12 protein-coding genes are annotated in these 11,440 nt (G+C 53.7%); 4 read left to right on the top strand and 8 right to left on the bottom strand.

Going from position 1 to position 11,440, the window contains the following annotated elements; translation table 11 throughout:
* Positions 1 to 75: 75 nt before the first annotated feature.
* From MOY_RS04620 to MOY_RS04645, 7 genes are all read right to left on the bottom strand, one after another.
* Entirely contained in the window at positions 76 to 1,191 is a 1,116-nt protein-coding gene (locus MOY_RS04620; RefSeq protein ID WP_009097023.1) for a metal ABC transporter solute-binding protein, Zn/Mn family, read from the bottom strand.
* A 41-nt stretch (positions 1,192 to 1,232) separates the two neighbouring features.
* The gene (locus MOY_RS04625; RefSeq protein WP_009097025.1) at positions 1,233 to 2,114 is read right to left on the bottom strand and encodes a metal ABC transporter permease; all 882 of its coding nucleotides are present in this window, start codon (positions 2,112 to 2,114) and stop codon (positions 1,233 to 1,235) included.
* Entirely contained in the window at positions 2,098 to 2,832 is a 735-nt protein-coding gene (locus MOY_RS04630) for a metal ABC transporter ATP-binding protein (RefSeq protein WP_009097026.1), read from the bottom strand. Before MOY_RS04630 ends, MOY_RS04625 begins: the two co-directional genes overlap by 17 nt.
* Entirely contained in the window at positions 2,829 to 2,978 is a 150-nt protein-coding gene (locus tag MOY_RS17350) for a hypothetical protein (protein WP_168183922.1), read from the bottom strand. The genes MOY_RS04630 and MOY_RS17350 overlap by 4 nt, the downstream gene beginning before the upstream one ends.
* Positions 2,979 to 3,126: 148 nt before the next feature.
* Positions 3,127 to 3,786: a hypothetical protein gene (locus tag MOY_RS04635; protein ID WP_009097030.1), complete on the bottom strand. Its 660-nt coding sequence runs from the start codon at positions 3,784 to 3,786 to the stop codon at positions 3,127 to 3,129.
* Between the two features lie 312 nt (positions 3,787 to 4,098).
* Positions 4,099 to 4,425: a hypothetical protein gene (locus MOY_RS04640; RefSeq protein ID WP_009097032.1), complete on the bottom strand. Its 327-nt coding sequence runs from the start codon at positions 4,423 to 4,425 to the stop codon at positions 4,099 to 4,101.
* A gap of 180 nt (positions 4,426 to 4,605) precedes the next feature.
* On the bottom strand, positions 4,606 to 5,442 hold the full coding sequence (locus MOY_RS04645) for an alpha/beta hydrolase (RefSeq protein ID WP_082429668.1): 837 nt from the start codon (positions 5,440 to 5,442) through the stop codon (positions 4,606 to 4,608).
* Positions 5,443 to 5,636: 194 nt separating this feature from the next.
* Here MOY_RS04645 and MOY_RS04650 point away from each other — a divergent pair, with 194 nt between their 5' ends.
* Entirely contained in the window at positions 5,637 to 6,674 is a 1,038-nt protein-coding gene (locus MOY_RS04650) for an acyltransferase family protein (protein ID WP_009097036.1), read from the top strand.
* 9 nt (positions 6,675 to 6,683) lie between these two features.
* Here the strand turns inward: MOY_RS04650 and MOY_RS04655 are convergent, their stop codons facing one another.
* Positions 6,684 to 7,304 (bottom strand): hypothetical protein, encoded by a 621-nt coding sequence (locus tag MOY_RS04655; protein ID WP_009097038.1) that lies wholly within the window; start codon positions 7,302 to 7,304, stop codon positions 6,684 to 6,686.
* Positions 7,305 to 7,858: 554 nt separating this feature from the next.
* Between MOY_RS04655 and glnA the strand changes: the two genes are divergently transcribed.
* The 3 genes from glnA (at position 7,859) to glnL (ending at position 11,308) form a co-directional block, all read left to right on the top strand.
* Positions 7,859 to 9,265, top strand: a complete 1,407-nt coding sequence (glnA, locus tag MOY_RS04660; protein ID WP_009097041.1) for a glutamate--ammonia ligase — start codon at positions 7,859 to 7,861, stop codon at positions 9,263 to 9,265.
* Positions 9,266 to 9,462: 197 nt separating this feature from the next.
* Positions 9,463 to 9,999: a DUF4124 domain-containing protein gene (locus MOY_RS04665; protein ID WP_009097042.1), complete on the top strand. Its 537-nt coding sequence runs from the start codon at positions 9,463 to 9,465 to the stop codon at positions 9,997 to 9,999.
* 250 nt (positions 10,000 to 10,249) lie between these two features.
* Complete coding sequence (gene glnL / locus MOY_RS04670; RefSeq protein ID WP_009097043.1) at positions 10,250 to 11,308, top strand: nitrogen regulation protein NR(II); 1,059 nt, start codon at positions 10,250 to 10,252, stop codon at positions 11,306 to 11,308.
* The last annotated feature ends 132 nt before the right edge of the window (positions 11,309 to 11,440 follow it).

Below are 11,440 nucleotides of genomic sequence, written 5' to 3' on the forward strand. Positions count from 1 at the left end.
TGGTCATAGTCACTAAACGTCACTGCACACGTTTAAAACCGCCTGTTCGGCGGTTTTAAACGTGTGCAGTGACGTTTAGTGACTATGACCATGATGGTCGTGGTCGTGGTCGTGGTCGTGGTCGTGGTCGTGGTCGTGGTCATCATGACCATGATCGTCATGACCCGGCTCGGCCAGCGCATCGTGTAGTACACGCGCATTGTGGCGCATCATGCCTAGGTAAGTACTGGCCTCACCTTCCGCTGCCAACGCATCGGCGTAGAGCGTGCCGGCAATAGGTAGGCCAGTCTCTTCGGCTAGCTGAACAATGATCGACTGATTGGTCATGTTCTCGTGGAACAACGCTTTAACATTCTCCTGCTCAATCACGTCCACCAGCGCCGCCATGCTCGCACCGCTTGGGTCAGCTTCGGTGGAAAGCCCTACTGGGGAAAGGAAGTTCACCCCATAAGCGCGAGAGAAGTAACCAAACGAGTCGTGACCGGTAATCACGCTTGCAGAGGCGGGGATTTCACTAATCAGGGCGCGAATCTCAGCATCTGCTTCCGCCATTTCAGCGAGGTACTGTTCGGCATTGGCCTGATAAGTATCGGCGTTAGCGCTATCGGCTTCCATTAACGCATCACGAATGTTCGCTACATACACCTTAGCTTGCTGCAGATCCTGCCAAGCGTGAGGGTCATCATCGCCATGTTCGTGATCGTGGTGCCCGTGGTCATGGTCGTCATGCCCGTGGCCATGGTCGTCGTGTCCGTGGTCATGGTCGTCATGCCCGTGGTCATGATCATCATGACCGTGGTGGTCGTGCCCATGATCGTCATGACCATGCTCATCGTGTTCGTTATATGCAAGGGCGTTAATACCCTCGGTGGCGGTTACTAAAACCCCCGAGTAGTCGCTTGCGTCGATCAATCGCTCCATCCAGCCTTCAAACAGCAGGCCATTAAAAACGACCACATCCGCTTCGGCTAATGCGCGGGCATCGCCAGGCCGAGGGGAGTAAACATGGGCATCGCCATCGGGGCCGACTAACGAGGTAACGTTAACGTGCTCGCCACCGACATTTTCGACCATGTCAGCCAAAATAGAGAAACTGGTGACAACGTTAACCCGCTCGTTAGCAATGGCCGCAGGTAGTGCCAGCATTGCGGAGACACCTACGAGCCAGCGCGAGGAAGAGGAAAGCGACATACAACACTCCTTACCATTTTAAGTAATAAACGTGATGGCACCTATTCAAGCGCAAGCGGCGTTGTTTTACGCCGCAGCTTAGCGGCTAAGCTGTGGTAGCGGCCGAACAGTGCCGACAGTAGATACCCCACCCCTGCCAGCAAAATAATGCTCGGCCCAGAGGGAATATCCAGGTGAAACGAGAGCAGCAACCCGCCTGTGCTCGCGATCATTGCCAACACAATGGCAATGCCGATCAAGCCCTCTAGGCGCTTGCTCCAAAAACGTGCCGATGTCGCGGGCAGCATCATCAGCCCCACGGCCATCAATGTGCCCAGGGTTTGAAAGCCGGCGGTTAAATTCAGCACCAGCAGCCCCAAGAACACGCTGTGTACCCAGCCGCTGCGGCCGCTTTGCCCACGTAGGAACAGAGGGTCCAAGCACTCCACCACCAGTGCGCGGAAAATCACTGCCAAGGTCAGCACTATCAGCGTGCTGATCGAAGCAATCAGCACCAGCGCCGTGGAATTAATCGCCAAAATTGAGCCAAACAGCACGTGGGTTAAATCCACGCTGCTGCCGCCAATCGAGATCAGCATTACCCCAGCGGCCAGCGAGATAATAAAGAAGCTCGCCATGGCAGCGTCTTCCCGCTGCCCGCCCATTTTGGAAACCGCCCCCGCCAGCAGTGCCACCAGCAGCCCAAACAGCACGCCCCCAACGCTCATAATGGGGAGCGAAAAGCCCGCCAGCAGAAAACCTAGCGCCACACCGGGCAGAATGGCATGGGCCATGGCATCGCCAATCAAGCTCATACCGCGCAGCACCAAGAACACCCCAAGGGGCGGGGCCGCTAATGAAAGCGCTAAACCACCTACCACGGCACGGCGCATAAACCCGTAATCGAAGGGCGCAATAAACCACGCATCAAGCAGTGCCAGCATGATGCCCCCCTAAGGTAAATGGCACCACCTGTGCTGGCGCATGCTGGTGGTTAAGCGCACTTGGCGCCATCCAACGCGCATGCCCACCGTTTAGCATCAGCACCTCATCTGCCAAGCGGCGCAAATGATCCATATCGTGCAACACCACGATAATCGTGGTGCCGTCGTCGGCCATTTGGCGCAAAATGCGAATCAAAATATCCACTGTATCGCTATCCACGTTGGCAAACGGTTCATCAAGCAGTAGTAGCTCAGCTTCCTGCATGAGGGTGCGGCCAATCAGGGCCCGCTGGCGTTGGCCACCGGAAAGCTCACCTAGCGGCCGGTGGGCCAAGTGGGAAATACCCAGCCGCGCCATAATTTCGCGGCCCTTACGATAATGCGCCGCGCAGTAGCCTTTTAGCGCCCCGTGGCTTGGCCAGCTGCCGGTCATTACCAGCTCTTCCACACTCATGGGGAAGGTCAGGTCTAGCGCCAACTGTTGAGGTAGCCACGCACGGCGGGCTTTATCAACCGTGCACACTACTTTGCCGCTGGTAGGCCGTAACTCGCCCATAATGGCTTGAATCAGGGTGCTTTTACCGGCGCCATTGGCGCCAATCAGAGCGCTAATCGCGCCGGGTTTAAAATCACCGTCTACATGCTCGAGTACGGTGCGCCCGCCCTGGGCAAGGTGGAGGTCATGCAGTTCCAAGCGTGAAAGGGTGGGCTTGCTCATAATGGCCACCCACCCGCCCAGACCACCAACCCCCACAGCACCAGCAGCGGCAGAACCACTAAGCCAAGCCGTTTGGTGGCGGAAAGTGACATCAGTGAAAAGTGGCAGGGCCCTTCGCGATTATGGCGATGCGTTCGCTCGCTCATGGATGACTCCGTCTACGATTAATAAGTTATAACATAACGTTTAATAAAACAAAAAAGTTTGGCGCGTATTTTACGCGCCCCCACCGTACTGACAATGGCAAATATGGTGTGAAAAAAGCACTAACGGTAGAGAAGTGCCGGAAAAGTGCTAGTAGCGCCATGTGGCGCCAATGTGTTGCGGGGAGATAAGCAGTGCGTACTCGCCATTTAGCGTAACAGGCCCTAACGACATGCGGGCAGGCTGAAAGCGGTTAATCGCGCTTGATGCTTGGTTGGGCTGGGTCCAGATTTGCAGCTCGTTGATTAACATGCCGGTAGCAAAGTTCACCGCACCGTCCCGCTCGCGGCCATCAGCGGCAATCACAGCCCCGGCAAGGGTGTTGACTACTAGCGAGCTAATGCGCGCCTCAACGCCGTAGCGTGCCTGTTCAGCTTGAGCAAGCTCCAACCCTAACGCCTGTACACCGCTTAGCTCGCCACGTGCTTTTAAACGCTCATACTCAACCAGTGCCGCTTGGTGTGGCTGGCGGTCAGCCAACATCCCACCCAGTGCCAAGGCGGACTTTATAGTGCCCACCCGCGCATCAAAGCGGTCGTTACGGCTATTCGCCTCGCTGGACTGATAAGCATTGACCACTAAGCTAGTTGCGTAAATACCCGTCCAGCCCGCATCCCACCACGTTGCGTGGCGCGCCCCGTTTTCAAATACCTCGTCGTAAGCCGCCCAATCTGCCTGGGTTTGTGAATGCGCAGGCAGGGCGATCACCAAGGTGGTAACCAAGGTGGCAATAAGACGAAAAGCATGCATGGCGAAAGCCTATCAAGAGGAGCAGTAGCGCTAAGCGTAGCACGGTGTAGGCGAAAAATTAGCGTGCAAATAGAGGAGGCTAAGTATGACGAAGATCAGTAGTATTGTAAGACGCGTTCACGCTAGCGTATTGATGAAAACTAGAAGCTTTGAGTTGAGAGTCTGGTGAAACAGTTCGCCTTTCGCTGCCGCCCAGGTAGCTTTGAAACTGACTGTAGGACATCGCTACACACCGGGCCACCGCTGTAAGTGCGCTAATGCTTACGCCGCCCAGGCGTTTTTAGTTGAGTTTTCTGGACGGCGTTGGTGGGGTTATTCTTTCTCTTCCTCCTTATCGTCCTCGTCTTCTTGCCAGTGCTCCATCGCGCGTTTGTCATCGGGCAGGCGCACTATATCGCCCATGTCGAGTTTCTGATGGGATTGAAAGCGGTGGCCATATTTGTCGAGGATAGCTGCGACGCTGCCAATGCTGACGGCATCCTCTTCTCGGTAGGTTTCAACTTTCACGCGTATAATTTTGCCCATGTAGCGGGCTGAAAGAATGGCGCCTGGGTAGGGCGGCATGTGATCCGGGTCGTTTTTAAAGTATTCCGCTACGCTGGCGCTGCCTGGGTCATCCCATTCGATATGCTTATGCATCGCAGTATCCTTAGTAGTGAGTGAGAAAATGGATAAAAAATAGTTGCCTATCTTCAGTGTAGATAGTGAAGGTGTCATTCCGCCAATGCAGTATTTCAATGCTGAGAGGGCATTTTCAGGTGAAGCTTGCCTTATTACTTAACACACCGCCAACGCTAGCAGAGGGAGCCCAGCTGTGGCTTATTCCTCGGTCCGCCCTACATATTGAAACATGAAGTTTAGCGCTGCTGGCAGGCTTGCTCGCCATACGCGCCAAGTATGGCCGCCTGGGTATAAATCGAGCCGCACGTAGCCTGGCTGAATACGCTCCATCGCTTGGCGTAGTACCCGAGCGTGATACTCCGCGTCGAATACATCACGGCGCCCCGCACTTATGTAAAGCGGTACGGGGGGAATATCGCTGGTAGTCGCACTTGGCCGTGGTGTAACAAGAAAGCGGTACTCTTCTAAGTGAGCGGTATAGTTGAGCCGCGTCCACAGGTCTTGGTCGAACTGCCCCTGCTCATTCTGAAACGCGGGATGTCGTTTGGCTGAGGAGTTTGCGGGCGGCGTGGGCACGTAGCTTGCTGGGCTTAATGCCGCTACAGCCGCGAACATATCGGGCCGCTCTAGGGCGAAGTTCAGTGCGCCGTAACCACCGGCGGATAGCCCGGCAACCCCACGCAGTTGGCGAGTGTTACCAACGTTATAAGTGCTTTCGATATACGGTAACAGGTCATCGAAAAAGGCGCTGCGAGCGGGCTCGTTATATCCATCTACCCACCAGCTTCGGCTGCCCGGCATGACAAATACTGTAGGGGGTATGTGGCCAGCACTTATTAGTCGGTCGGCTATTTGGGGAAGGTTACCCTGGGTGGCCCAGTCAAGCTCATTACCAAACGAGCCGTGGAGTAGATAGATAACGGGGTAGGGAGCTTGAGCATCTTTGTCATAACCCCGGGGTAAATAAATTGTATAAGGGTAGTCGTGACCTAGCGTGGGTGAGGTGAATTGCTCGCGGGATATATCGCTAGCCATCGTGTAACTGCTTATCGCCAAACCGATGGTAAAAGCAATTAAACTGCGCCAAACGCGCTTAAAAAAATACGCTAAAGGAGAGATGAGCACGTGTCCTCCAGGAATTAAATTACGTTACAAACGTCGTACGCCATAGCATTAGGGTTATGCAGCATATCTTAGCCTAGCAGGGTGTTTTCTCATTGGGAGGGTGGATGCAGAAGGTTGAGGAAATTTACTGGTTGCGTGCTTATGGGTGTATCGCTGTTTTCTTATTTCACTGGTTCGACCATATAAATCAGCGTGTTGATAATGTATTTACCGATCTGATGCGTATTCCGCTGGTGCTCGGCACGCCTATTTTTTTGTTTATTTCGATATTTGTGTTTGCCGTTCGGTACAACAAACAAGTGCCGTCGGGGTTCCTAGGGCAGCGGGTTAAGTACGTCATGCTGCCCTATTTGGTATATGGATTCATTTATTCGACGGCTGAATGGGTGCGATTACAAAACAGCGATGAGCCGGTTGGCTTTATTAGCAATGCAACGGAGTATTTTGTTTTTGCAGGTTGGCATGGGTACTTCTTGATTATTGCTATGCAGTTTTACACGGCCTACTGGCTGTTTACCCGCTGGCAGCTATGGCGCTTTGACCCTATGCTCTGGCTATGGGGTAGTTGCATCGTAAGCATGGCTTACTGGGGGGTAGCTTATTGGCTAGAGGTAGCGCCGCCTGGCTATTTGCTTTGGATTGCCCCGTTGGGCTGGGTGTATCTCTTCTTTTTGGCGCTCGCGTTGGTGCGCTATTACCTTTTGATGCCGTCTGCAGTGTCTCAAACGGAAACGGTTCAGTTGCCCGCTTGGATACGTGTGTTGGCTCGGCCAGGATGGCTGATGGGGCTAGTGGTTGGCATTGTGATGGCCACCTTTGCGGGATGGCTGGCCTTTTCATCCAAAGAGGTCTGGGTGATTCCTTTTTTTGTGTTGTTCACGCTGTGGGCAATGCGCTACTTAAAGGGGCGCCGAGCGCCGCCTTGGGTACGCTATATCAATGCGTATTCGTTTGGTATCTACCTTGCCCACCCGATGTTTTTTGCAATCACAGACTTTTTTGTCGGGCCCACAGCGCTTCCCCTGCCTATATACGCTGTGCTGCTGATTGTAGTGGGGGGTGTCGGCTCTATAGCGCTCAACAAATTGGCGAATACGACTACCTGGGGCGCCATGCTTTTTGGCAAACGTTTAAAAGTATAAACGCGGGAATTAAGGGATTAGGTGTGAAGCGTGGAGTGGGTAACGTGTATCGTCTTTAGCAAATAAGCCGTGCTGTGAGCGTAGGGTATTGCTACTGATGGTTTTTAGGCGTGTGGGGCAGGCATAAAGGCGCTGCAGTAAGTCTACCAACGCTGGCTCATCCAGTTCGGGGTCAAACCTGCCTAAGCGTTCTAACCAGGCGCGTCGAATCGCGATGTAAGGTGGCACCGTAATAGCAGAGCCTATAAAGCGTTGCAGCAGGCGCGAAGAACAGCGCGGCGGCGCACTTACAATGATCAATGCGTCGAGAGAAGAGGTATCTAGCTGGGCAATAATCTCGTCCCACTGCTCTGGGGCGATGGTTTTTTTCTTTAGCGCGATAAACAGCCACTCCGCTTGGCTGATATAAGCAGCTTGGTTCAGGCGTGCACCTAGTGGCTGGGAGGGGGTAATTACGCAGTGCACTTGGTAGCGTTGCTCCAAGTCTGCCAAGCGATTATCAGCACGAGTATGAGTGACAATAATGGGTACTAGATGGTCTGAATGGCCGGACTGCCGAATGGAGTGGAGGTGGCGTGGTAAGCGGGCACCCGTTACCAGCGCGTCAATAATAAAGCAGACCGTACCCATGAAGGCGGCTTCCCATGTTATAAAACCTATTGAATTGTAATTTATTGTAGTTCTTGGTTTCTTTAAGTAGCAAGCTAAAGTTGCTTAATAAAAATGAGGGTTATGGTTTTTTCATGCACCACTTTGATGCAAATTGGTGCTTGATTGTGTGCTTTTGGTGCACTTTTCTGGATTGATGGCAAGGCAGGGCTGCTCTTATAGGCGTCATGCCACATGAAGAGGCATGGTTAAAGAAGTTTTAAATTAATAAATACAATGGCTTGCTATTTTTTAATGCCATATTGGTGCAAAGTTGGCATGCTCTATGCTTTATATTTTGGAAACAGTTGTTTAGCGGCTAGCGTGTCGTAGGCAGAAGCCCTGTGGCGTGCTACAACGATAGCCGGTTTGGAATAACGCTGGACGTTTTGCTCTTTATCGCCAGACAAACGTTGAGCGAAGCAGAATGACAAACGTGACACATGCCCTTAGCGTGTTGAATGTTTTGTCGAATAACATTTTTATCGATAGCTTTCTGTTTTACGCTTTAAGCCACGCTCATACCGGAGGACACTATGTCAGCCAAGACTCTCGCGCTAATTGAAGAACATGATGTTAAGTGGGTAGACCTGCGTTTCACCGACACCCGCGGTAAAGAGCAGCACGTTACTGTTCCTGCTCGGGATGTGAACGAGGAGTTTTTTGAAAACGGCCAGATGTTTGATGGTTCTTCCATCAACGGCTGGAAGGGCATCAATGAATCCGACATGATTCTGCGCCCAGAAGACGGTACTGGTTTCCTGGACCCCTTCACCGAAGACGCTACCTTGATTCTGCGTTGCGACATTATCGAGCCGGCTACTATGCAGGGCTACGACCGCGACCCACGTTCTATCGCTAAGCGTGCAGAAGCCTACCTGCAGTCTACCGGCCTGGGTGATACGGCTTTCTTTGGTCCTGAGCCTGAATTCTTTATTTTTGATGAAGTGCACTGGAAGTCCGATATCCAGGGCTCTATGTACAAAATCACCTCTGACGAAGGCGCCTGGGCTACCGACAACGTTGTTGAAGGCGGCAACTTGGGGCACCGTCCACGCTTGAAAGGCGGTTACTTCCCGGTTCCTCCGGTAGACAGCTTCCATGATATTCGTGGTGCTATGTGTAACACCCTGGAAGCGATTGGCCAGACCGTGGAAGTTCATCACCACGAGGTTGCCAACGCGGGTCAGAACGAAATCGGCGTTAAGTTCAACACGCTGGTGAAGAAGGCTGACGAAGTTCAGGAAATGAAGTACGTGATCCACAATGTGGCTCACGCTTACGGCAAAACGGCTACCTTTATGCCGAAGCCGCTGGTGGGCGATAACGGTTCAGGTATGCACATCCACCAGTCCTTCTGGAAAGATGGTCAGAACCAGTTCGCCGGTGACGAGTACGCTGGCCTGTCTGAAATGGCGCTTTACTACATTGGCGGCATCATCAAGCACGCCCGCGCTCTGAACGCCTTCACTAACGCGTCGACTAACTCTTACAAGCGTTTGGTACCTGGTTTTGAAGCGCCGGTAATGCTGGCCTACAGTGCCCGCAACCGTTCTGCTTCTATCCGTATTCCGTACACGGCTAGCCCGAAAGGCAAGCGTGTCGAAACGCGCTTCCCTGATCCGACGGCCAACCCCTACTTGGCGTTTGCCGCCATGCTGATGGCCGGTATCGACGGTATCAAGAACAAGATCCATCCTGGCGATGCGATGGATAAGAATCTGTACGACCTGCCGCCAGAAGAAGGCAAGTCAGTGCCGACCGTTGCAAACAGCCTGGATCAAGCGCTGGAAGCACTCGATGTTGACCGCGCGTTCCTAACCGAAGGTGGCGTGTTCACCGACGAAATGATCGACGCCTACATCGAACTGAAGATGGAAGACGTTGAGCGTATCCGCATGACGACTCACCCCATTGAGTTCGACATGTACTACAGCTGCTAATCAGCGTTATTAATACCTAGCTGCTACTATCACCCCGGCGGTGGTTGTCAGTAGCGAAGTAAGTGCGCTAACAAGTACAGTAGTAAGTACTGTTATCAGTACTTCTATCAGTACTTCTATCAGCACTGTAATAAGCACTGAAACCCCGCCTCGGCGGGGTTTTTTATTGGTACAAACACTGTAAAGGATGGGGCGCGATGGCGTTTGGGCGGCGTTTTGAGGCAAAAAAGAGTTTATTCACAGGCGCTTTGCTCGTGCTGTGCATGTGGGTAAGCGCTGCGCAAGCACAAACGGTTTACCGAGTGCTGGATGAGCAGGGCAGGGTCACCTTTACCGATAACCCGGAGCGCGGCGGCGAAGCGCTGACGTTAGCACCGCTGCCGAGCGTTTCCACGTCTCCCCGCGCTGCCCCATCGGCGCCGCGTCGCCAGGGTAGCCCTGGGCAGCCCTTTATGCCTTACGACCGCTTTGTGATTAGCGCGCCCCAGGGTGGGGCAGCTATTCGCGATGGCATGACCGCCGTCGAGCTGCACGTGTCACCCCCGCTGCGGGAAGATCACAAAGTTCAGCTATTGGTGAACGGTGAGCTTAGCCAGACAGCGCTGAATAGCGATGCATTTTGGTTGACGGGCCTGTCCCAGGGCCAGCACCGGCTTCAGGCTGAGTTGCTCGATAGCAGCGGCCGGGTGCAGCACCGCACTGATCCGGTGAGCATTACCGTTACTGACGAGTAGCTATGCACTATAGTGGTGCATTGACATCGCGAAGAAACCGCTACATTGCGCTAGAACGTCTCGCCATGTTGGGAAACGATGCCCTCAAGCCGTGCAACTCGGCGCTTGCCGATAGTTGGCGTGCTTTTTGCAGTTCTTCCTGCACAATCGGCAGCGCGCCTTTATATGCTGAATCATGCGTATGCCCGAAAGAAGATTCTCAGCACACTGTTTTAGCGTATTACGTCAGCTCACTTAGTCAGGGTATGCCATGTATCAACGTTTGTTAGAACATCTCACAACGGCGGTACTGTTGCTGGATGGCGAGCTACGCGTTCGCTGGATGAATCCTGCTGCTGAAGCATTACTGGCCGTTAGCCTAAGCCGTGTACAGAATATCAGTCTGGATACCCTGCTGGGCAGTGGCGATAGCATTGATGACGTGCTGGCCAAAGCCCGGGATGCGTTTCACCCCTTTACCCAGCGTGAGGCGCGCATTACGCCGCTAAATAGCGAGCCCCTCACGGTGGATTACACCGTTACCCCCCTTTCAGAAGATGAGCTGCTGTTAGAAGTAGAACCCCGCGACCGCCTGATGCAAATTTCCCGGGAAGAAGCGTTAACCACCCGCCAGGAAACCATCAAAATTTTAGCCCGCGGCTTGGCCCATGAAGTTAAAAACCCACTAGGGGGGATTCGTGGAGCAGCACAGCTGCTGGAGCGAGATTTAGACGACCCAGCGCTGCGTGAATTTACCCATATCATCGTCGAAGAGGTGGACCGCCTACGTGACCTAGTGGACTCCATGCTTGGCCCCAACCGCATCGTGAAACATGAGCCGGTCAATATTCATAAAGTGCTGGAGCGGGTGCGGGCGCTGCTCATCGCCGAGCACCCTCACGTAGCGGTCACCCGCGACTATGACCCTAGCCTGCCTGACCTTTCTGGCGATGAGTCGCAGATGATTCAGGCGGTGCTTAACGTCGCCCGCAACGCGGTTCAGGCCATGAGCGATGCAGGCACCCCCGCGCCAGAACTCATCCTGCGTACCCGTGCCAAGCGCCAGTTTACCCTGGGGGCCGAGCGCCACCGGTTAGTGAGCGAAGTAGGCGTGATTGATAACGGCCCTGGTATTCCTGATGCATTACGCGAAACGCTCTTCTACCCCATGGTTTCTGGGCGCGCTGAAGGCAGCGGCCTGGGGCTATCCATTGCTCAGTCAATTTTGCACCAACATCAAGGGTTGATCGAATGCGATTCACGACCCAGCCACACCGAATTTCGTTTACTGATTCCATTGGTTATTAATTTCACCGGAGAAGCGTCATGACTGAGGCGACACGTACCGATGTTGCACGGGTGGTCATTGTCGACGATGACCGCGCTATCCGCTGGGTGCTTGAGCGCGCGCTGGCGCAGCCAGACCTGCAAGTCGAGTGTATTGAGCGGGCCGACACCGCCT

This window comes from Halomonas sp. GFAJ-1 (assembly GCF_000236625.2).
Taxonomy (GTDB): Bacteria; Pseudomonadota; Gammaproteobacteria; order Pseudomonadales; family Halomonadaceae; genus Vreelandella.

Bases quoted from the DNA above. Each gene is read 5' to 3' on its own strand.
- glnA (WP_009097041.1), top strand. From the start codon at position 7,859: ATGTCAGCCAAGACTCTCGCGCTAATTGAAGAACATGATGTTAAGTGG.
- MOY_RS04635 (WP_009097030.1), bottom strand. From the start codon at position 3,786: ATGCATGCTTTTCGTCTTATTGCCACCTTGGTTACCACCTTGGTGATC.
- MOY_RS04645 (WP_082429668.1), bottom strand. From the start codon at position 5,442: ATGGCTAGCGATATATCCCGCGAGCAATTCACCTCACCCACGCTAGGT.
- MOY_RS04630 (WP_009097026.1), bottom strand. From the start codon at position 2,832: ATGAGCAAGCCCACCCTTTCACGCTTGGAACTGCATGACCTCCACCTT.
- MOY_RS04655 (WP_009097038.1), bottom strand. From the start codon at position 7,304: ATGGGTACGGTCTGCTTTATTATTGACGCGCTGGTAACGGGTGCCCGC.
- MOY_RS04665 (WP_009097042.1), top strand. From the start codon at position 9,463: ATGGCGTTTGGGCGGCGTTTTGAGGCAAAAAAGAGTTTATTCACAGGC.
- MOY_RS04640 (WP_009097032.1), bottom strand. From the start codon at position 4,425: ATGCATAAGCATATCGAATGGGATGACCCAGGCAGCGCCAGCGTAGCG.
- MOY_RS04625 (WP_009097025.1), bottom strand. From the start codon at position 2,114: ATGCTGGCACTGCTTGATGCGTGGTTTATTGCGCCCTTCGATTACGGG.
- MOY_RS04650 (WP_009097036.1), top strand. From the start codon at position 5,637: ATGCAGAAGGTTGAGGAAATTTACTGGTTGCGTGCTTATGGGTGTATC.
- MOY_RS04620 (WP_009097023.1), bottom strand. From the start codon at position 1,191: ATGTCGCTTTCCTCTTCCTCGCGCTGGCTCGTAGGTGTCTCCGCAATG.
- glnL (WP_009097043.1), top strand. From the start codon at position 10,250: ATGTATCAACGTTTGTTAGAACATCTCACAACGGCGGTACTGTTGCTG.
- MOY_RS17350 (WP_168183922.1), bottom strand. From the start codon at position 2,978: ATGAGCGAGCGAACGCATCGCCATAATCGCGAAGGGCCCTGCCACTTT.